Annotated in this window: 15 protein-coding genes; 4 read left to right on the top strand and 11 right to left on the bottom strand. The window is 72.2% G+C overall.

All coding sequences use genetic code 11. From position 1 onward, the window contains the following. Nucleotides 1-128 precede the first annotated feature (128 nt). Entirely contained in the window at nt 129-938 is an 810-nt protein-coding gene (locus ITX44_RS29685) for a trypsin-like serine peptidase (RefSeq protein ID WP_205360897.1), read from the top strand. 60 nt (nt 939-998) lie between these two features. Here ITX44_RS29685 and ITX44_RS29680 read toward each other — a convergent pair whose 3' ends face one another. Together ITX44_RS29680 and ITX44_RS29675 are read right to left on the bottom strand one after the other, a co-directional pair. Further along, the gene (locus ITX44_RS29680; RefSeq protein WP_205360896.1) at nt 999-1,607 is read right to left on the bottom strand and encodes a COG4315 family predicted lipoprotein; all 609 of its coding nucleotides are present in this window, start codon (nt 1,605-1,607) and stop codon (nt 999-1,001) included. A gap of 196 nt (nt 1,608-1,803) precedes the next feature. Next, complete coding sequence (locus ITX44_RS29675) at nt 1,804-2,994, bottom strand: VIT1/CCC1 transporter family protein (protein ID WP_205360895.1); 1,191 nt, start codon at nt 2,992-2,994, stop codon at nt 1,804-1,806. 200 nt (nt 2,995-3,194) lie between these two features. Here ITX44_RS29675 and ITX44_RS29670 point away from each other — a divergent pair, with 200 nt between their 5' ends. Beyond that, a complete protein-coding gene (locus ITX44_RS29670; RefSeq protein WP_205360894.1) occupies nt 3,195-4,040 on the top strand; it encodes a helix-turn-helix transcriptional regulator in 846 nt (281 codons plus the stop codon). On the opposite strand, the gene ITX44_RS29665 is transcribed toward ITX44_RS29670, so the two are convergent. Next, a complete protein-coding gene (locus ITX44_RS29665) occupies nt 4,037-7,153 on the bottom strand; it encodes an AfsR/SARP family transcriptional regulator (RefSeq protein ID WP_205360893.1) in 3,117 nt (1,038 codons plus the stop codon). The genes ITX44_RS29670 and ITX44_RS29665 overlap by 4 nt on opposite strands. A 227-nt stretch (nt 7,154-7,380) precedes the next feature. On the opposite strand from ITX44_RS29665, the gene ITX44_RS29660 reads away from it, so the two are divergent. After that, nucleotides 7,381-9,705 carry an ATP-binding protein gene (locus tag ITX44_RS29660; RefSeq protein WP_236061949.1) on the top strand — a complete coding sequence of 775 codons (2,325 nt, stop codon included), beginning with the start codon at nt 7,381-7,383 and terminating at the stop codon, nt 9,703-9,705. Here the strand turns inward: ITX44_RS29660 and ITX44_RS29655 are convergent. The 5 genes from ITX44_RS29655 to ITX44_RS29645 form a co-directional block, all read right to left on the bottom strand. Further along, nucleotides 9,647-9,958 (bottom strand): hypothetical protein, encoded by a 312-nt coding sequence (locus ITX44_RS29655; protein WP_205360876.1) that lies wholly within the window; start codon nt 9,956-9,958, stop codon nt 9,647-9,649. The genes ITX44_RS29660 and ITX44_RS29655 overlap by 59 nt on opposite strands. A 26-nt stretch (nt 9,959-9,984) precedes the next feature. Beyond that, nucleotides 9,985-11,130 carry a CDP-glycerol glycerophosphotransferase family protein gene (locus tag ITX44_RS29650; RefSeq protein WP_307795552.1) on the bottom strand — a complete coding sequence of 382 codons (1,146 nt, stop codon included), beginning with the start codon at nt 11,128-11,130 and terminating at the stop codon, nt 9,985-9,987. A 234-nt stretch (nt 11,131-11,364) separates the two neighbouring features. Continuing rightward, on the bottom strand, nt 11,365-11,493 hold the full coding sequence (locus tag ITX44_RS42370; protein ID WP_265934331.1) for a hypothetical protein: 129 nt from the start codon (nt 11,491-11,493) through the stop codon (nt 11,365-11,367). A gap of 930 nt (nt 11,494-12,423) precedes the next feature. Then, complete coding sequence (locus ITX44_RS42365) at nt 12,424-12,558, bottom strand: hypothetical protein (protein ID WP_265934330.1); 135 nt, start codon at nt 12,556-12,558, stop codon at nt 12,424-12,426. A 132-nt stretch (nt 12,559-12,690) separates the two neighbouring features. Further along, nucleotides 12,691-14,676 (bottom strand): bifunctional metallophosphatase/5'-nucleotidase, encoded by a 1,986-nt coding sequence (locus ITX44_RS29645; RefSeq protein WP_205360872.1) that lies wholly within the window; start codon nt 14,674-14,676, stop codon nt 12,691-12,693. 330 nt (nt 14,677-15,006) lie between these two features. Here ITX44_RS29645 and ITX44_RS29640 point away from each other — a divergent pair, with 330 nt between their 5' ends. Then, the gene (locus ITX44_RS29640; protein ID WP_236061948.1) at nt 15,007-16,545 is read left to right on the top strand and encodes an FAD-binding protein; all 1,539 of its coding nucleotides are present in this window, start codon (nt 15,007-15,009) and stop codon (nt 16,543-16,545) included. A gap of 483 nt (nt 16,546-17,028) precedes the next feature. Here the strand turns inward: ITX44_RS29640 and ITX44_RS29635 are convergent, their stop codons facing one another. The 3 genes from ITX44_RS29635 to ITX44_RS29625 all read right to left on the bottom strand — a co-directional run bounded on the left by ITX44_RS29635 (nt 17,029) and on the right by ITX44_RS29625 (nt 21,058). Beyond that, entirely contained in the window at nt 17,029-18,033 is a 1,005-nt protein-coding gene (locus ITX44_RS29635) for a right-handed parallel beta-helix repeat-containing protein (protein ID WP_307795551.1), read from the bottom strand. 401 nt (nt 18,034-18,434) lie between these two features. Next, nucleotides 18,435-19,352 carry an aldo/keto reductase gene (locus ITX44_RS29630; protein WP_205360869.1) on the bottom strand — a complete coding sequence of 306 codons (918 nt, stop codon included), beginning with the start codon at nt 19,350-19,352 and terminating at the stop codon, nt 18,435-18,437. Between the two features lie 179 nt (nt 19,353-19,531). Next, nucleotides 19,532-21,058 carry a hypothetical protein gene (locus ITX44_RS29625; protein ID WP_236061947.1) on the bottom strand — a complete coding sequence of 509 codons (1,527 nt, stop codon included), beginning with the start codon at nt 21,056-21,058 and terminating at the stop codon, nt 19,532-19,534. Between the last annotated feature and the right edge of the window lie 191 nt (nt 21,059-21,249).

Here is a 21,249-nt window from a genome sequence, read left to right as displayed (position 1 = left end):
CCGTACGTGTTCCTGCCGCACCGCGTCACGGCTCCGGCGGGGCTTGCGGACCGTGCGCCGGGACCGGTAGGAACGGCTGGTCAACGCCCGTCGGCGGGCGCCCGTACCGACGAGGGGTTTCGCACATCATGCCGAGGTTCGTCAGGGCGACGCTGACCGGGCTGCTCGCTGTCGCCCTCGTGGCCCTCGGGACCTGGTCGGCCGGGCCCGCCACCGCCGATCCGCCCGCGCCGCCCGGGACGCCCACCGCGGCCCCCTTCGACGGCACGCCCACGGTCGGCCCGCTCTTCGCCGACGGCCTCGGCCACGCCCACAGTTGCACCGCCAGCGTCGTCGCCAGCCCCCGCCACGACCTGCTGCTCGCCGCCGCGCACTGCCTGTCCGGCACCGCCGCCGGCTGGCTGTTCGCCCCCGGATACGACGCCGGCCGCACCCCCTACGGCGTGTGGACGGTGACCCACGCCTACGTCGACCCGCAGTGGACGCTCTCGCAGGACCCGCGGTACGACTACGCGATCCTCCAGGTCGCCAAGGCCCCGCGCGGCGGGCGTACGGTCGCCGTCCAGGACGTGACCGGCGCGAACGTCCTCGGCCAGGCTCCGCCGGCCGGGCAGCGGATCGCCGACGTCGCGTACAACGCGGGGATCGGCGACCAGCCGGTGCGCTGCGCCACCACCGTCTACCGGACCGGCGACTTCCCGACCTTCGACTGCCACGGCTTCGTGGGCGGCAGCAGCGGCAGCCCCTGGCTGACCGCCCTGCCCGGCAGCCCCTGGACGTACGTGGTCGGCCTCATCGGCGGCCTGCACCAGGGCGGTTGCTACGAGTACACCTCGTACTCGCCCGCCCTGGGCCTGCGAGCGTACGAACTCCTGCTCCGGGCGACGCTGGGCCTGCACCCCGACACGGTGCCGGCGGCCGGCGGCGACGGCTGCTGAGGCCCGCCCCGCCGGCCGGGGGACGGCGGGAACACCGGGGAGCGCGAGCGCCCGAGGAGTTCAGTAACCGCCGCTGGTGCCGCTGGTGGGCGACGCCGACGACGACGTCTTGGTGATCTGCTTGCCGTTGGTGCCCAGGACGTACCACTTGGCGCCGAAGGCGGTGAGGCCCTGACCGTTGGTCTGCCCGGCCGTCTTGTCGCCGCTGAACATGTAGAGCGGGTGGCCGTTGTAGGTCACCTGCTTGGCGCCGCCGCTGCGCGTGCTGGTCGACAGCAGGTTGCTCTTGACGCCGCCGGTGGCCGCCGGCTTGCCGCTGGTCAGCAGGGGCGGCCAGGTCGCGGCGCAGGTTCCGGTGCAGGTGGAGGTGCTGGTCGTGTCCTTCTGGAAGACGTACAGGGTCCGGCCCCTGTTGTTGACGAGGACCGTACCCAGCGGCACCGACTTGGTCGTGACGGTCGCACTGGGACCGGTGCCGGTCGCGCCGGGCGAGGTGGTGGGCGAGGTGGTGGCCTCGTGCGCCACGTCGGCCGGCGCGTACGTACCGGTGTCGGACGGGGACGCGGTGGGCGCGGCCGCCGATCCGCCGCTGTCGGTGGAGCAGGCCGTGGTCGCCGCGGCGGCCAGCACGATTCCGCCGACGGCGGCACGAACTCGGGTGTGCTTCATGAGAACTCCCTCGGATCCGTCCGCCTGGGGCAGGCGGCCGCGGCGCTCCCGCCTCACCCGGGGCCGCTCACGCCCACTACACGGCACGGTCCGCGGCGCGGCCACCGGGGGGAACCGTTCGGGGGACCGGCGCCCCTCGCGTACGCATGACGACGGCGCCACCCGGGGCGGGCGGCGCCGTGTCGTCGGGCGCGGGTCAGGCCGCGCCGTTGCCGATCAGGTGGCCGATGCCGTACACCGCGAGCGCCGCGCCGCCGCCGACCAGGAGCTGCCGGGCGCCGGCCCGCAGCGGGGCCTTGCCGTTGACCAGGCCGATGACGGCGCCGACGGTGAACAGAGCGCCGGCCGCCAGGCCGACCGCGGTGCCCAGGGCGGCGGCGCCGCTGCCGAACACGTACGGCAGCACGACCACCACCGCACCGAGCGCGAAGGCGAACAGGCTGGAGACGGCCGCCGACCACGGCGAGCCCAACTCGTCCGGGTCCAGGCCGAGTTCCTCGCGGGCCATGGTTTCCAGGGCGGTGTCCCGGTCCTTCATGATGGTCGCCGCGATGTTCCGCGCGTCCTCGGCCGGCAGCCCCTTGGCCCGGTAGATCAGGGCGAGTTCCTCGGCCTCCGACTCCGGGTCCTCGCGCAGTTCCTCCGCCTCCAGGGCTATCTCGCGCTCGTACGCCTCCCGCTGGCTGCGTACCGACACGTATTCGCCGGCCGCCATCGAGAACGCGCCGGCCAGCAGTCCGGCCACGCCCGCGAACAGCACGGTGCGGGCGGCGGCGCCGGATCCGGCGAAGCCCATGACCAGCGAGGCGTTGGAGACCAGGCCGTCGTTGACGCCGAAGACCGCCGCCCGCAGCGCGCCGGAGCGGTCGCTGCGGTGCCAGCGCTCGCGCCGTACGATGCCGCGGCCGCCGTCGGCGGGCTCGGGCCGGCCGCCCTGCTTCCGCAGCCCGGTGATCACCCGGGCGTGCGAGCGCTCGTCGGCGGCCATCGCGGCGGTGGCCTCCGGGTCGCCCTCGTAGAGCCCGGCGTCGGCCCGCTCGGCCCGCTCGACCATCGGCAGCACGGTGTCCACGGAGAACCTGCGGGCCAGCAGGGTCAGCAGCCGGGTGCGCAGGCCGGACCGGCCGGGCGCGGGGACGGGCCGGCCGAGCGCGGTCAGCCTGGCGGCCCAGTGCGCGGCGTGCCGCTCCTCGACGGCGGCCAGTTCCAGGAAGATCTGCCGCCGGTCGGGGTCGGCGGCCGCCGCCAGGCCCCGGTACAGAGCCGCACTGCGGCGTTCGGCGTCCAGTGCGGCCCGGAACCGGGCGGCGGCCTGCCGGTCGCCGCGCGGGTCCGGTGCGGCGCCGCCGGACGGGGTGGTGTCGGTGTCGGGGGTCTGGAGACTCATCAGTGCTTCTCCCGCCGGCTCGGGTACGCCCTCCGGTGCCGTCCGGGCCCGCGGGCACCGCCGGAGTACGCCCCTGCTGTAGTTTCGACTTCTTCTATCTTTGGATTCTGTCTAACATCGTACGCCACCCGGGCCCCGTCCGGGCACCCTCTTGTAGGGTTTGCGGTGCGGGCCGACGGAAGACAGAGGGGTTGCGGCAGGTGTCCAGCGCCGAGCAGCGTCAGGAGCTGGCGGACTTCCTGCGCAGCCGCCGGGAGCGGCGCAGGCCCGAGGACGTCGGGCTGGCACCGGGCGCGCGGCGCCGGACCCCAGGGCTGCGTCGCGAGGAGGTCGCCACCCTCGCCGGCCTCAGCGTCACCTGGTACACGTGGCTGGAGCAGGGCCGGCCGATCCGCGGGTCCCGCCAGGTGCTCGGCAGCCTGGTGGGCGTGCTGGGCCTGGACGAGGTGGAGACCCGGCATCTGTTCCGGCTGGCCGGCGAACTGCCGCCGGACACCCCCGCCGTGACGCCCGCGGCCACCGCCGCCGTGCCGGCGCCGTACGCGGTCCTGCTCGACCAGCTCGACCCGAACCCGGCCTTCATCCTGGACCGCCGGTTCGACATCGTGGCCTGGAACCGCGGCTGTGAACTGCTCTACACCGACGTGGCCCGGTTCCCCGCGCACCGCCGCAACATCCTCTGGCTGATGTTCACCTCGGACCGATTGCGCGCCACCACTGACGACTGGGAGCGCGACGCGGCCCAGACGGTGGCCCTGTTCCGCACCCAGGCCGGCGAGGACGTCCTGCGCCCCGAGCTCGCCGGCCTGATCGCCGAACTCCAGGCCGAAAGCCCGGACTTCGCCCGCATCTGGCACCGCAAGGACCTGGCCGCCTTCTCCTCCACGGCCCGCGTCTTCCACCACCCGGCCCTGGGCCCCATCGAGCTCGACTACGTCAAACTCCACAGCCCGGACGCGGCCCACACCGTCGTCGCCCACCTGGCCCCGAAGAACTCCGCCCTGGCTGCCCGCCTCGCCGCCCTGCTCGAAGGGGGCTGCCCCTAGGCGGGTTCGGCGAGATCCCGCAACCGAGCCAGGAGGGCCGCGGACTCGGCTTCGTTCAGGGCGAGGAACCGGTCGTGCGCCCGCCAGAGATGGCGTACCGCCTCGCCCCGACGGTCGGCTGCCAGGTGCAGGTCCGCCAGGGCCATATGTGCGCGGGCCTCTTCCTCGGAGGCGCCGATGCGCTCCGCCAACGCGAGTGCCTCGGTGAGTTGTTGCACGCCGGAATCGCCGCGGCCGGAACTGAACTCCGCACTGCCCAGGCCCCTTAGCGCCTGGACCTCTTCCTGCGCGGCACCTATTTCGCGGGCAAGGGCGAGCGCGACCGTGTGGTGCGCCGATGCCTCGGCGTGCTGCCCGGCTCTGTGGAGAGCGGTGCCGATGGCATTGAGCGTCACGGTTTCATTGCGTTTGTCGCCGATGTGACGGAAAGCCACCAGGGCCTCTCGGTAGAGGTTCAGTGTCCGCTCCAGGTCACCCGGCTCCTGCATGGTGTTGGCCAGGTTCAGTTGCAGGATGGCCTTTTCTGCGCGGCTGCCGAACTCGGTGGTCAGATCCAGGGACCGGCTGAGGGCCATCCGGGCCTGGCCCTCCTGTCCCATGTGGTGATGGAGATCACCGAGGTTGTTCAGCGCCTGGGCCTCTCCCCGCGGATCCCCCGCTCGGACGAACCCGTCGAGGGCGGTGGCGAAGCACTCCATGGCGGAGGCGTGCTGCCCGAGTTGGAACAGCGAGATGCCGAGGTTGTTGCGGGCGCGGGCGATCTGCCAGACGTCGCCCGACCGCAGCCGGATGTCGAGTGCCTGCTGCTGGTGGATCTGCGACTCCTTCAATCTTCCGAGGTTCCAGCACACCAGCCAGAGAGATCTGAGTGCCTCGGCTTCGGCGTCCTCGTCGGCCACTGCTCTGGCGCTGGCGAGCGCCCGGTGGCTGTTGCGTTCGGCCTCCTCGTACCGTCCGGCCTGCGACTGGACCGAGGCGAGCGCCAGAAGCGCGTGCGCCTGCGCGGAACGGTCGCCGACCTCGTCCCAGTACCGTGCCGCATAGGTGTGCATGGTCGCCGCCGGCCCCCACAGGCCCTCGGCATCGAGAAAGCTGCCCGCGACGTCGGCCAGGTACGCGGCTCGCTCGTGGTCACCGCCTTCGCGCAGACGGGCCTCGGCGTCGATGACCGCCCCGATTTCGGCCAGCAGCCAAGCCTTCGCCTGTTGCGGCCCGGACCATTCGGGCAGCCGAAGCGTTGCAGGAGGCGAGGGAAGGACCAGGTGTCGGCGTCGTGGATGAAGCAGGCGGTCGGCAGCGGCGACGGCGTACAGATGGAAAGTGGTCAGCGCTTCCAGCGCCCGTTCTCGCACGGAATGCGGGTCGTAAAGCATCAGGGACTGTGCGTAGACGGCAATCAGATCGTGGAACTCGTATCGGTCGGCCGCCGGCTCCTGAAGGAGATGCGCATCCAGCAACGATTCCAGGACGCGTTCCGTGGTCGCAAGGGGGAGGCCGACGAGTGCAGCGGTCGCGTAGATGTCGAAGGTGTGCGACCGGTGGAGGGCGAGGAGCCGGAAGACCCGCTGCTCCTCAGCGGTGAGGTCCTGATAGGAGAAGGCGAAGACCGAGGCGATCTCCGAGCGGCCGTCGCGGATCTCCGCCAGACGGTCGGAATCCTGGGACATCCGCTGGACCAAGTGGCCGACTGTCCAAGCCGGATGCGAACGCAGCCGGGCTGCAGCCAGTTCCAGCGCGAGCGGCAGGTTGCCGCATAATCGGGCGAGCGCGGCGATGTCCTCGGACGCCCGGCCCGGGGCGAGACCGGCCCGTTCGGTGAGCAGCGACTGGGCGTCCGCGGGTGTCAGGACATCGATGAAGACGTGATGGATCCCGGGGATTCCGGTCAGCCTCCGGCGGCTGGTTATGAGCACCAGGGAGGGCGAGTCGCCGGGCAGTAGCGGCTGGATTTGGGCGGCATCGGCCGCGTCGTCCAGCACGATCACGGCCCGCCGAGTCCCGAGTACGGTCCGCCACAATGTGACGAGTCCGTCGAGGTCGTGCGGGAGGGCCTTGACCGGGACTCCGAAAGTACGCAGGAGGGCGGTCAGCGCGGCTTCCGGGGACAGTGGGCGCCGACTGGCGTGCGCCCCCAAGTTGATGTGCACCTGACCATCAGGGTATTGATCGGCGAGGTCGCGGGCGGCGTGCAGGGCGAGGAGGGTCTTGCCCACCCCGGCCATGCCGGAGATCGCCTGGAAGGCGACGACGCTCGCGCCGGCGTTCCGGAGCGCGCGCAGTTCCTGTGCTCGGCCGACAAGTAATTTGCTGTGGGCAGGGAGATTCTGCGGAGCCGGTGCGGCGGAGCCGGCCCGGGGCGCCGGGGTGACGAGTTCGCCGGCCGGAACCTGGTCGAGGATCCGCCGGTACACCTGGGTCAGGGCCTCACCCGGCTCGGTCCCGAACTGCCGCAGACGCCGGCGGACCGACTCGTACGCACGCAGAGCATCGCTCTGGCGGCCGTTGCCATGGGCCGCGATCATGAAGTGCCGGACCACCGTCTCGTCGGTGGGATGCCGGTCTAGCAGGCCGGAGAGTTCCTCCATGAGACCGGCGAAGTGCCCCGCGCGAAGTTCGATCTCGATGCGGAAAAGGGTCGCGGCCAGCCGCCGTTCGGCAAGCCCGCGCCGGACCTGTTGGGCCCACAGACCGGTGAAGCCGGTGAGCGGTGCGCCGCGCCACAGCGCCTCCGCCCTCCGCAACAGGGCCAGGGCCTGCGTGTCATCTCCACTGGACGCCAGAGACCGGGCCTGGACCACGAGGTGCTCGAACCGGTGATAGTCGACCGCGTGCGGCGGGACGTCGAGTGTGTACGCGTGCGCCTGCTGCTGGACCAGCCGCTCGTCGCCGAGTCTTCGTCTCAGGCGAGTGGCGTACGCGTGCAGCGACGCACTGGGCTTGCCGGGCAGCACATCGTCCCAAATGCGCCGGCTCAAAGTCTCCAGCGGAACCGCCTTGCCCGCGTCAAGTGCCAGCGCGGCGAGCAGGTGGACCACCTTGGCGGCGCCCGACAGTTCGAGCCGACCGCGTACATGCAGTTCCACAGGCCCCAGGACGACGATGTCGATGTCCACCGGATCCCCCTCGCCCCGGTCACCACTCCGTCTGAGTCAAGAGTGACACGCGTCAAGATCGCCCAAAAGGGTCGCTCGTTCATTGATGCGGGGTTGGCCGAAACGCCTCTTACACGGGCACTAGCGGTCGTTCTTGGTCATGACGGGGCGGTTGATCAGAACCATCCACGCTTCGTTACCCGTAAATTGACAAGAGGGCCCGTGTCGGCCACTGGGGAGGGGACTCCATGGACGAGCTGACAGTGGAGGAGATGACCGTCGCCGTTCTGCGGGCCGATGAGGCTGCGTGGCGCGTGCTGGCCGGTCTGCTGCCCGGCGAGGACATCGGCAGTCCGGCGCCCGATGATGCCGCAGCGGTCCGCATCGTGGCCCACCGGCTGGCGCGGATCGCCGCTTCCAGGCCCGAACTCGGCGCTGCCCTGCGGCAGTGGGCGGCGGTCTCCACCGCCAACATCATCACGGGTGGCGCCCGTGTCGTCGGGACCACGGTGCAGGCCCGCGACATCAGCGGTGGAATCCACGTGCACGAGTACGGTCACCATGACTCGCGGCTCCCGGTCCCGCGCCAGCTCATCCCCGCGCCGGCCCATTTCACCGGCCGGGAGGCGGACCTGGCGGCACTCGACGGGTTGCGCGCCGCTCAGCGGGACACCGGCGTCCGGATCGTGGTCAGCGGAACCGCCGGAGTTGGCAAGACGGCCCTGGTCTCCCGATGGTTGGGCGGTCTCGCTCCCATGTACCCAGGTGGGCAGCTGTACGCAGATCTTCAGGGATTCGGGGACGATCCAGCCGATCCCGGGGTGGTACTGGGCCGCTTCCTGCGGGCCTTCGGCGTCGACCACGTTCCGATCGCGCTCGCCGAGCAGACCGCTTTGTGGCGTACGGTCACCGCCGACCTGCGGATCGCCGTCATGCTCGACAATGCCTACAGCGCAGCACAGGTGCGTCCGTTGCTGCCCGCCTCGCCTGCCGCACTTGCCGTCATGACCAGCAGGCGGCGCCTGCCCGCTCTCGGCCTCGACGGCGCGGCCTTCCACCAGATCGGCGTCCTGCGGTCCGAGGACGCCGTGGAACTGCTCACCCACCGGCTGGGCCGCGAGCGCGTCGCCTCCGAACGCGAGGCCGTGCAAGGGCTCGCCCGCTTGTGCGGTGGACTGCCGCTCGCGCTGTGCGTTGCTGCGGCTCGGATGGCGGCCCGCCCGCGGCAGCCGCTGGCCGTTCTGACCGGTGCGATGAGCAGCGATCACGACCGGCTCGACGCCCTCGACGCCGGCGGGGACCGGGCGGTGCGCACGGCGCTGGACGATTCGTACGCCGCTCTGCCGCCCGACGTCGCCCGAGGCTACCGGCAACTCGGGTTGCTCGTCGTTCCGGAGTTCGGCCCGGATCACGTCGCCGCGGCCTGCGACCTGACGCCCGGCGGCGCCGTCCGATTACTGGACGAACTGGTCGATGTGAACCTTGTCGAAGAGCTCGGCCATGATCGTTTCCGGCTGCACGACCTCATCAGGGATCACGCCGCCCTGCGTGCCGCCGAGGACGAGCAGCCCGATGCCCGCCGGGCCGTGGTGCGCCGGGTCCTCGACTGGTACCTGGCCACCGCCACCGCGGCACGGCGTCTGCTGTCGCCCACCCACCGACAGTTGAGGCGCGACTACGTCTTTCCGCCCGGGCACGTACCGGCCTTCGCCGACGAGGCCACCGCTCTGATGTGGCTGGACACCGAGCAGATTCATCTGATGGCCGCGATACGGCTGGCCGCCGAGCGGGGCTGGGATGCCACGGCTTGGCAGTTGGTGGACAGCATGCAACCGCTCTTCCTGCGTCGGCGACCGTACGATCTGTGGACCGAGGCGCATCGTATCGGGCTGGCCGCGGCGGAGCGGGCCGGTCACCCGGAGGGTGTCAGCCGTATGCTCACCACCGGAGGCAGCGGCTTCTACAACGTCGGCGACTACGACGAGGCGATCGCCTGGTTCACCCGCGCGTTGGAGGGCGCCCGCCGGGACGGCGACCTGCGGGCCCAGGCGCAGGCCCTGCACGGCCTCGGCCAGTCCCACCGGCTGGCTGGCCGGTTGGAGCAGGCCGCACGGCTGTTCCGACAGGCACTCGACCTGCGCGAGACCATCGGGTACGCGCGCGGCGCGGCCCTCAGCAGACTGTGCCTGGGCGACGTCGCCCTCGCTTCCGGCGACGCGGCGGGCGCGGTCGACTTGCTGACCCGGGCCCGGGCCGCCCTGCTGGCCGTTCCCGACCCCTATGACGCCGCGCGGGCGCTGGCCTTTCTCGGCCTCGCCCACGCGGCAGAAGGCATTAGGGACTTCCCGGCAGCCGAGGCATGTTTGCGCCAAGCTTTGGCGGAGTTCGTGCGTACCGGTTCGGTCCACTGGCAGGCTCATGCGATGGAGATGCTGGGCGGGACGGCGGCCGACCGGGGTGATCCGGGGGAGGCCAGGGACTGGTACGAGCAGTCCCTGGCCCTGTACACCCCGCTCAGCCCGACAGATGCCGGGCGGTTGGAGGATCGGCTGCGGTCCCTGAACCGGAGCTGAAGTCCACCAGCCACTGATGCAGCAGCAGGACCAGCAGTCGGTGTTGCCGGGGGCTGCCGACCGGGTCAACCGTGATCCGGACACCGGTGCGCGTGATCGTGACGCACCGGCCTGTTGCCGCCCGCACCGAGACGATCAGGCAGCCCGGGTAGCGGTCGAGCCACATGGCCGCCGTGTCCGGGTTCCCCGTGCCGTACAGCGCGTCGGCGCAGCGCCGTCGACGCTCGTCCGCGCCGCCGTCCAGGTCGGCCACGACAGAATCTACCGGTGTTGGGCCGCTCACGCCGGCGGCTCCGGCCGTACAGGCTCGACGGGCTCGGTTGCCGGCGCGTACGCCGGCTCGCCGATGCCGAGGATGCGGTACATGAGCCGACGGATATTGCTGTTGAACCGGCCCGGCTCCGACGTGATCCGCCGGGCGATCCGGGTGAACTCGCGGCGCGGGTACACCTCTGCGGCGTAGGCGAGTTGTTCGGCCAGTGACCGAGTGGGCGACAATGCCGGAGCCGCGAGCGCCATGTCAACCCCCGGCGAGGCAGGGTTTGCGTCGTGCTGTGGGTAGCGGGCCAGAAGAATCGGCGCGCCCGTCATCGTTGCGTAAAGCGTAGTGGAGCTGTAGTCCCCGATCACCGAGTCCGCCGCCACCAGCGCGGCCCGCCAGTCCGCCGCCGGCGGCAGGACCATGATCCCCGCCCGGCGGCAGTCGGCGAGCCAGCCCCGCACCTGGAAGGGGCCGTGCAGCGACCACACATTGGGATGCACCAGGAGCGCTACTCGGTATCGCGGTCGTGGCAACTCGCTGAGCAGCCGCGGCAGCAGCGCGTCGAGCCGGTTGAACGACGACCTGCGGCCCCAGGTCGACGTCACCAGCACCAAGTGCTCGTCCGCGTCAAGCTCCAGCGCCTCGCGGTACCGAGCCCGGAACGGCAGACTGGCCGCGATCCGGTCGTACGTCGAGTCCCCGACCACCTTGGCCACCGGCAGTGCCTCCGGGCACCAGCGGGCCAGGGCCCCCAGGTCGTCCCGGTGCGGCAGTGCGATGGCTCGCGGTACCACCGCCCCCTCCCAGGTCAGATACGCGCGCCCGGTGATGCCGCCCGGCTCGCGGTCGTTCCGGTCGCCCGGCGGCAGACCAGGGGCCACCCGGGCAAGTGACATGTGCCCGGCGCCGTGCGAAACGCGCAGGAGGGGCGCCTTCAGTTGCTCCATCCCCTTCGAACCGGCCGCGAGGGCGAGGTCGAACTCCGTGTTGACTGCTTCGGGCCACGGCAGGACCGTCGCCCCCAGTGCGCTCAGGTACTCGGCCACACCCCCGTTGAACGCATGAGGCGGGACAGTCCACGCCAACTCGATCCGCAAGTCCGATTCGAGCAGCGACACCAGGTCCCGCAGACGCCTGCCGTACACCTCGGTGTGCACGGGCACGAGTACCTTCTTGCGCGCCGGCAGTGTGAGCCATTCGTTCCCGTCAGCCCGTGCTGCCGCCTCGCCCGCCGTGACTCTCTCCGCGGGCATTGCCTCCCCCGACACCTCGGAACTCCCCCTCCTCTGTCAGTTGTGAGGTCTTCCGATGGGGGAGGTGCCCAGCCCTGCGGTCGGCCGGCTTGTGTCAGCCTTGCACCTTTCTTGCAGCGCGTTCAGCCTCTCGCCGGGCTCGAGTCAGGCCTGCGCCGGGCTCTTCGCCTGGAGGAGCAGCAAGCTGCCCAACGCCTCGACGTACGACGCCGGGCCGTAGCCGAGGGCGGCTCCGTGCGAGCGGGACGGCATGCACTGGTCGGGCTTGAACATGTCGGCAGCGATCCCGACGTTGAGAACCGTTGAGGTCTCTGGAACAGGGGGCAGAGGAGGTGCAAATGACACAAGGGGCCCTTTCGAGGGTACCGGGTGCATGCATTCGATCGCATGGCCGCCCGCTGCGACCGTGTACCGCTATGGCGCACGACGACGTGAAGTAATTGTTATCACGCAAGTCGGGATCACGGCGACTCGCAAAGAGGAGGGATGCCTCGGGGGATTTCGTGCTGCGCAGTTTCGCGCGGACTATTGACCCATGGGATATGACATAGGCAATGAGAGTCCACTATGCCCAGTTTCACCAATTTTGCCACGGGCGTGAGGGGGAGTGGTGCGCCCGTCCATGAAGGATGGCGCCGCATATATCGGCATGCGCTGCGTAAAATTGCGAAGGACTCAAACTATTTTCGAACCACTTCGGAGTCAATGGGAGAGGCCTTAGTGGTGCGCTTGACAGGACTGAATACACGTCCGGGAAAATGACGGTGATGCCGCCATTGATTGTGCGCCGCGTGGCATTTGGTGAACATTGACGACAGGAAATAATTTGGTGCATTTTGGCAAGTGGCGGACCGTAGGGCGAGGGCGCGGCGCTGATCCCGGATCATGAACAGACCGAGGTAGTAGCTCGCGGGAGACCCGGGACGTAGGCCTGGGACCGCAGTTGACCATGAATTGCCGCCTCGGAGCTGGTGGCGGCCTGCCGATTTTCCGGCACATGAACGATTACTCTCGGGCAAACTGTGGGGAAGGCCGATGGTTGCCGCCCAACTGCTGCCACATAGCCGGAGCATGACGCCTTTTCGATCAGTGGCGCCGATTCCGTTGGCCAATCCAGCCCCACCCTGACCGCGGGCTGACCCGCGCGTTGTGGCGCCGGGCCAGCCCTGCGCGGCGGTTCCGCTAGCGGGCAGGCGCCCGGCTTCAGCCTCGTCGCCAGGCCCAGCCGCACATCGCGGCGCAGCCGCCCAGGGTGACCAGGATCGCGATCAAGCGGGCGGTTTTTCCCGGTGAGTCGATCGCGCGCTGCACCGTACGCCACAGACCATCCGCCAGCACGGCACACCTCCCATCGCGGCAGGTACTCGGCCCTGGGGAGGCAGACACCCCTGCCTGGTGACACCGTGCGGCGGCCCCCGAGGCGGCCCGGTAGGACACGCCGCAGGGGCCGGGAAAATCACCCGATAGGGGTCAGCACGGAAGGGCGGCCGTGCCCGCCGGGCGGGCCCGGGTGAGCTGGGCGGCGACCGTACGGGACTCCGCCGAGGCGTCCGCGCCCGCCGGCGCGTCCCGGCCGGCCGCGAAGGCCGCGCAGGACTGCGCGTGGGGGACCATGTCGCCGATCCGGGCCGTCGTCGCGTCCGCGTTGCGTACGCTCACCCGGCCGAGCGCGGCCGGCGTCAGCGACTCCTGCGCGCGTACGAACGCCACGAAGCTCTCGTAGTCCCGTACGTGCCGCACCGGCGCGGCGAAACCGGCGAAGGACGTGAAGCCGTCCGCCCCCAGCAGCGTGTACGCGGTGGCCGCCAGCCGGTAGGAGGCGTCCGGCCGCAGCGGCGCGCCGTCGATCAGGACGTCCTGCGCCCGCACCCGTGAGCCGGCCGCGGCGGTGGCGTCGAAGGAGTAGCCGACGTTCGCCGAGACCGCCAGCGGCGCGAACCGCATGGACCCGTCGGCGGCCGCGTACCACTGCTCCTCGAGCGCGGCCAGGATCTGCTGCCCGGTCACGGTGACGGTGAGGATCGGGTCGCCGTAGCCGACCGCGTTCCACGCCTGCTGGAGCGTCACCGCGCCGCCGGACGCGCTGTCCAGCGTCAGGTCGCGGCTGATCACGCTCTGCCCGACCCGCGGCGCCGCGGCCACCAGGGCGAGGTCGGCGGGCACGTTCGGGTTGTCGTTGCCGTCGTTCATCGGGCCGAGCGGCTGCCGTCCGGCCCAGTACGCCCAGTCCGCCACCAGGTTGCCCATCGTGCTCTCGCCGGCCGCGTTGCGGGTGCGGGTGAAGGACGCGGTCTGCCGGCCGATCACCGTGGCGCCGCGCCTCGCCGCGTACCCCGTCCAGTAGTCGGCGATCTCCTGGAGCTCCGGATCGGGCGTCACATCACGGGTGTTGGGGTGGTTGACCGACGTGGTCAGCTCCCGCACCACCGCCCCGGTGCGCGGGTCCAGCCGCAGGTTGATCTCGTTGATGACCTGTCCGTAGCAGCCGGCCTCCACGAACGGCCGCGGCACCCCGTTCGGGTCGGGCACCATCATGGTGAACCGGCAGTGCCAGTGCCCGGTGACGATCGCGTCGATGTCCGGCGACACCTTCAGCGCCAGGTCGTAGGCCGGCCCGGACGGATCGCTGCCGCTGCTGAAGTCGCTGCCGGCCACCGCCCCGTCGTGCATGCTCAGCACGATCGCGTTGACCCCGCGCCGCTTGAGCTCCGCGGCGCACCGGTTGGCGGTCGCCACCTCGTCCAGCGAGGCCAGCGCCGGCTGGTACGAGGTCGAGCCGGTGTCGGTGCCGATCGCGGTCAGGTGGATGAAGCCGATCGGCAGCCGGCGGCCGTTCCCGGCGTCCACCCACTCGATGTTGTACGGCGGCAGCACCGAACGGCCGCCGTGCGCCCAGACCATGTTGGCGCTGTAGTAGCGGAACCGCGCGCCCTTGAAGCGCAGCCCCGCCGAGTCGGGGAAGGAGTCGTCCTGGCCGGCCACCGGGAAGGGCACGCCGTGCTCCATGTGCCGGACCAGGAAGGACGGCGACTTGTCGAACTCGTGGTTGCCGGCCGTCGCGAAGTCCAGCCCCAGCCGGTTCAGCGCCTCGATCGACGGCTCGTCGGCCAGGCTCATGGCGTCGAACTCCCAGCCGGAGAAGAGATCCCCGGGCGCGAAGAACAGCGAATTGCGCCGCCCCGCCCGCAGCCGCTCCAGGTGCGCGGCCATGTAGCCGATCCCGCCCACCGTGTACGTGGCGCCGCCGGCGCCCTGGATCACGCTGTTGCCGCCGGGCGCGGACTGCAAGTAGCCGTGCAGGTCGGTGATGTCGAGGAGCTGAACATCCACCAGGTCGTTGGCGGTGGCCGCGTCCCGCGCGTCGTCGGTCGCGTACGCGGGAGTGCCCACGGCCGCCATGGTGATCGCGGCTCCCGCCCCGGTGAGGAATCTGCGCCGCCCGATGTCCCGTGCCATCCCGCCCCTCCCGCCGAGGTGTCCGCGCGCCCCGGACGGCACGCGGACCTTTCCAGGCAAGTACCGGCGGGGGACATCCCAGCCACCACCGGACTGCGCGGGTGTGAACACTGCGCTGCGCGCAGCACGCTACTGGGACGTACGGGGCGGAAGGGGACGCCGGGCCGGGTGATCATCGAGGGATCCGGGACGGCGCGTCCGGCCCGTGCCGCGGGGGGTCCGGTGAGTGGGCCCCGCGGATAGCATCGACGCCGGTCGCGGGGCCGCAGCCGCCCGGTGTCGGCGTACCGCCGCGACCCACCGGTCCACCGGCCCAGGAGGAGGCACCGCATGCCCGACCGGCACCGCCTGCCGCAACCGCTCAACCGACGCACCGCCCTGCACGGACTGGCGGCAGGAGCCGCCGTGATCGCGTTCGATCCGCTGGCCCGGACCTGGGTCACCGCGGCGGGACACCCGGCGCCCGCCACCGGCCGCACCACCACCGGTGGGCCGTTCGCCGACGTCCCGCCGCTGGACGGCACCCTGGTCACCGACCCGGCGGCACTGGCCGCCGACGCCGACGACTTCGGCCACAGCGTCCACCGCACCCCGGCGGCGATCCTGCGGCCCGGCTCGGTCGCCGACGTGGTGACCATGATCCGCTTCTGCAACGACCAGGGCATCCAGGTCGCCGCCCGCGGCCAGGGGCACGCCACCAATGGCCAGGCCCAGGTGGACGGCGGCCTGATCGTCGAGACCGCGACGCTGAACGCGATCGGCCCGGTCCGCGCGCAGCAGGGCGCGGGCACGGGTACCGTCACCGTGCAGGCCGGCGCCGTGTGGAGCGCGGTCGTCCACGCCACCCTGGCGCAGGGCCTGACCCCGCCGGTCTTCACCGACTACCTCGAACTGTCCGTCGGCGGCACCCTGTCGGTCGGCGGCCTCGGTGGCCAGACCCACCTCTACGGCGCCCAGGTCGACAACGTCACCCAGCTCCAGGTCGTCACCGGCGCCGGCGAGCTGCTCACCTGCTCCGCCACCCGCCGCCCCGACCTCTTCCGCGCGGTGCTGGCCGGCCTCGGCCAGTGCGCGGTGATCGTCTCGGCCACCCTGCGCCTGGTCACCGCGCCCGTGACGGTACGTCACTTCCTGCTGCCCTACACCGACCTGGCCACCTTCCTCGACGACCAGCGGCTGCTCGCCGAGGACGACCGCTTCGCCTACGTCGAGGGTGAGGTCGTCCCCGACGCCGCCGGGGCCTTCACCGGTTACGTCCTGGAGGCCGTCGCCTACGGGCCGCCCGCAGGACCCGAACCGGACGACACGGCGCTGCTGGCCGGCCTGCGCTACGACACCTCCGGCGCGGTCACCGCCGAGACCCTGGACTACTTCGACTTCCTGAACCGGCTCGCCGCGGGCGTGGCCGCGCTGGAGCAGGCCGGCCTGTGGTCCTGGGCGCACCCCTGGCTCAACCTGCTGCTGCCCGGCGACAGTGCCGCGACCCTCGCCCGCACCCTGCTGGACGGCATCGCCGGGCAGGACACCGGGCCCGGGGGAGTGGTGCTGATCTACCCGCTGGTGAGCGACCGGCTGCGCACCCCGCTGCTGCGGATGCCGGCCGACCCCGTCCCCTACCTGCTGGCCGTGCTGTGGACGATGGACCCGGCCGACCAGGCCGCCGTCCAGGCGCGCGCCGCCGCCAACGCCGCCGCCTACGAGACGGTGCGCGTGGCCGGCGGCACCCAGTACCCGGTGGGCACCATCGCGATGAGCCCGGCCGACTGGCGGGCGCAGTACGGCCGGAGCTGGCCGGAGTTCGCCGCCGCCAAGCAGCGCTACGACCCGAACCGGCTGCTCGCGCCGGGGCAGCACGTCTTCACGCCCTGACGGTCCCGGAACCCGATGTGTGCGCCCGGGGCGGCCGTCCCGGGCGCACACGTTCCCGGCCGCTCTCCCGGGGCCTTCGCCGCTGTCCGGGGGCGTTCGGCCCGGCCCTGGACCGCCACGGACCGCCAGAGACCACCATCCGAGACGCCGGTCCGGTCCGTGGACCCCGATCTGCCGGGACCCGGCAGCCGTGCGACGGTGGTGGGGTCGGGCCGGGTCCGGCCGCGCCGGTACGGGCCCCTCGGGCCGGCGGTGAGGAGGACCGGGATGAGGGCGCTGGAGACCATCGGCTTCTCACTGCTCGTGATCGCCTTCACGGTCGCCACGCTGGTGTTCATGATGGGCGGCCCCAATTACCGGCGGCACGGGTAGACCACGCGTGGACCGCGAGCCGACGGGGGAGCGACGGCGGGCCGGGACCGTGGGGTACGGGTCCCGGCCGCCGCGCGGTGCGGGGCTTCACGGGTGAGGGGCGTGGGGGGATCAGCCGGTCACGGTGATGTTCGTCAGGCCCTTGCCGCCGCTCGAGGTGTTGGTGGCCGACACCGTGTTCTTCGCCGAGCACTTGCTGTTGTCGGTGACGTTGATGCCGTAGCCGGGCGCGGAGCCCAGCGTGAAGTGGTTGCCGGTGAAGCTGTTGCCGCAGCCGTAGGACGCGTACACGTTGTGCACCTGGAAGCCGTCGGTGTACGGGTGGCCGACCGTGTTGCCGTCCAGGACGTAGCCGTCGCCCTTGACGTCGATCGTGGAGTCGCCGGAGTTCTGGTTCTGCTCGCCGGTGCCGTCCAGGGTGTTGCCGCGCACCACACCGGAGTGGGTGCCCTCCTTGATGTCGATGCCCTCTGCGGCGACATTCGGTCCGATGTGGTTGTTGAGCACCTGGACGTAGTCCGAGGCGTCCACTCCGGTCGGGCCCGCGTACTGGTCCCAGTTGCTGTTGGCCGAGCCGATGTAGACGCCCTCGCCGTATTCGGGGTGGGTGGTGCCGGTGTCGTGGACCGTGGAGTCCTCGATGACGCCGTGGTCGCTGCCGGAGCGGAAGTGCACGCCCTCGTAGCCGATGTCGTGGACCGTGATGCCGTCAATGGTGACGTGCGGGGAGGCGTCCATGACGACGCCCTTGTTCGCGTTCGCCACGGTCAGGCCCTTGACCTGCCAGTACGGCGCCTTGTCCAGCCACAGGCCGTAACCATTGCCGCCGCTTGAGGTCAGCACGGCCTTGGCGCTGCCGGTGAGCACAATGGGCGCGGACGAGGTGCCCGCGACCGCGGCCTTGAACTGGCCGCTGTAGGTGCCGTCGGCGAGCGCGATGGTGTCGCCGGGCTGGGCGCCGGCCAGCGCCGCGCTGAGCTGGGCGGCGGTGGAGACGTTCACCGTACGGGCGGCCGGCGCGGCCGAGGCGGTGCCGGACGCCAGTGACGCCAGCCCGAGGCCGAGGACGGCGACGGCCGCAGCCGTGGCCGCGGAGAGGGTGCGGGAGTTCGTCACGAACTTCCTCCTGGGTGTGGGGGGTCGCGTACGGCCCGGTCCGCCGCGGGGCGTGCGGGGGAAGCGGCGGATCCGACTGCGATTCACGTACATGAAGTCAGGCCATATTCATGGACGGGCCGTTCGTCAGCCGACGGTAGGCCGCGAGCCGGAGGGCGTCAAGGGTTGCGGAAGGAGGGGGAGTTGGCCACGGGGTTCGTGGTACGAGTGGCGCGTGTGCGGGAGCGCGGCGCCGGGCGGGCGATTCACGTACGCGGACAGCAGTACGCGGACAACGGCATGCGGATAACAGCACGCGGGGCAACGGCACGCGAACAACGGCACGCGGACGACACCGCGGGCCCGGGTCCGGTACGCGGACAGCCGCGCGCCGGAGCCGGGCCCGCGGGGGGCGACGGCGGTCAGGCCGCCGGGGCGAGCGCGTCGATCGCGGCGAGTGTGGCCGGGTCGAGGCGGACGGCGCCGGCCGCGAGGTTGTCGGCCAGGTGGGCCGGGTCGGCGGTGCCGGGGATCAGCAGCGTGCGGGCGTAGTGGGCCAGGTGCCAGGCCAGGCCGACCTGGGCCCGAGTGACGCCGAGTGCGGCGGCGGCCTCGACGACCACGGGGTGCTCGGTCACCTTGGGGATGGCCGGGAAGGCCGAGCCGAGCGGGAAGAACGGCACCCAGGCGACGCCGTGCTCCCGGCACACCTCGAGCACGGGCTCGGCGGCCCGGTCCAGCGGGCTGTGCGCGTTCTGCACGCACACGATCCCGGCCGGCAGGGCCTGGCGGAGCTGGGCCGCGTCCACATTGCTCAGCCCGATCCCACCGATCGTGCCCGCGTCCCGCAGCGCCATCAGCTCGGCGAGCTGGCTGTCGAGGTCCACCCGCTGGTCGCCCTCGGCGACCAGGCCGGGCGCGACGTCCAGGCGCCGCAGGTTGACCACGGCGAGGTGGTCCGTGCCCAGGGCCGCGAGGTTCTCCTCGACGCTCGCCCGCAGCTGCTCCGGCCGCTGGGCCGGCACCAGGGTGCCGGCCGCCATGTCGTGGTCGGCGCCCACCTTGCTGACCAGCGACAGGTCGTCGGAGTAGGGGTGCAGGGCCTGGCGGATGACCTCGTTGCACGCGCCGGCCCCGTAGAACTGCGCTGTGTCGATGTGGTTCACGCCCCGCGCGACGGCGGTGCGCAGGACCGCGACCGCCTGCTCGCGGCTCGGTCCGGGGCGGCCGCCGGGCGGGTCGGCGAGCTGCATCGCGCCGAGCCCGATCCGGGCGACCGTCCGCCCGGCCAGAAGGGCGGTCCCGCCGGGTGCCTTCGGTGCGCTGTCCGCGCTGCTCATGACGGTGCTCCTGGGGGTGAGGGGGTACGCTGTCGCGGGCCGCTATCCGGAGGTTCCTCCGATACGGCCGTGACGGCAGGCTAGCATAAACGGAGGACCCTCCGATTGATCGTGGGGGCCGGTCGCTCCGGTGTCCGTACGGTCCGCGCGGGGTCGTACCGGCGGCTGGGCGCACGTCGTCAGCGGCCCGGCGGCGGCGCCACGTACGCGCGGTAGCCGGACAGGACGCCGGGCACGTGCAGGGCCAGCGGGGTCCAGGTCCGGACGAAGGCGGGCGGCGGCAGGTGCGGGGGGACCAGGAAGGCGACGGGCCCGCGGCGCGCGGCGGCCACCACGCCCGCCGGGGTGCTGCTGGTGTCCGGGCCGCTGATCTCGTGCGAGGCGCATCCGGCGTAGAAGGCGACCGGGACCGAGCTCGTACCCGACACGACGCACGGCGGGCGCACCCCGGCGCCGCGCAACTGCTGCGCGGCGCCGCTGAAGGTGGCGCGCATCGCCCGGTTGGTGCGGACGTCCCCGGCCGCGACCCGCAACTGCACCGCCAGGTGCGCGCACAGGGCGGCCGCCACCAGAGCCGGCACCAGGGTGCGTACTTTGCGGTTCGATGCCGTGACGGCCGAAGTCGCGGGCGGGGTGAGCAGCGCGTGCAGCGCCTCTGCGACGGGCAGGGCCAGCAGGGCGTAGGCGGGCAGCAGGAAGCGCGGGGCCGCGTAGTCGACGAGGAACAGGTACGGCACGGCGAGGCTCACCCCGGTCGTCAGCGGCAGCCAGGCGGCGGCCCGGCGGCCGGCGCGGGCCGCCACCATTGCGCCGCCCACGGCCAGCGGCGGCAGCGCGAACCACCACAGGGCGGTCACCTTGTGCCGCCACGGCACGTCGCAGGGCCGGCACAGGGCCCGCCCGTCGAGCGCCCGGATCTGGTCGCCCACCGCGACGTTCCAGCCCATGCCGCCCTGGATCCGGCCGGCGGTGCGCAGCCGCTCGGCGAGCCCGCCGTAATGGACGTACGCCTCGGCGACCCACTCCCCGCAGCCCAGCACCAGGCCGGCGCCCATCGCGACCAGCGGCCACGGCCCGCGGCGCAAGGCGGGCACCAGCAGGGCCGCCCCGGCGAGCGGCAGCACCAGCCACACCGCGTCCGGCGGGCGCATCAATCCGGTCACCGCGACGCCCGCCGCCAGCCCGCTGAGGGCCCCGCGGTCCGTGGGGTCGCGCGCCGCGCGCAGGAAGCAGCCGGCGGCGGCCAGCGCCCCGTACGCGCTCCACAGGTTGGGCATCACCTGCGGGCCATAGAAGACGGTGACCCACAAGGTGGCGAACAGCGCCCCGGCCAGGGCGAGCACGCGGACCGGCACCAGGGCGCGCCACACCCACAGCGCCAGGAACAGCCCGGCGCCCGACAGCAGTGCCATCCACACGCGCAGCGCGGTCATCGAGGTGGTGAGCTGGGCGACGGGCGCGGCGAGGAACGTGATGCCGCGGGCCCGGGGCGCGCTGAAGAAGGCGGCCGGCACCGAACCGCTCACCTGGCTGGTGTATACCGTCTCGTCCCAGGCCAGGCCGGTGCCGGGCACGACCAGGAGCAGTTGCAGCAGGACGTAGCCGGCGCCTACCGCGCCCAGCCACCGGGCCGCCCCCGCCGCCTCCCGCGGGCCGCGGGCCGTCGCCCATGGCGCCTGCGCGGTGACGGACATCTCCTCGGGCATGGCGGGCGACCTCCCGCGGGTCACGCGTGCACGGCGGTACGGCGGCGGTACGGCGTGCGCGGCCCGGCCGTTCGGTGAGCCGGTGCCGCCGACCGCCTCGACGATCCCGCGCCGCCAGGAAGCGGGCCACTTCGGTGCGGCATTCCGACGACATCCGGCGCGCCGCCCGGCCCCTTGCGGACCGAACCTGA

The sequence above is a fragment of the Actinacidiphila acididurans genome (genome assembly GCF_016918855.1).
Taxonomy (GTDB): domain Bacteria; phylum Actinomycetota; class Actinomycetes; order Streptomycetales; family Streptomycetaceae; genus Actinacidiphila; species Actinacidiphila acididurans.
Note: the sequence above shows the minus strand (reverse complement) of the source record. Positions and strands in the feature narration are given on the sequence as shown.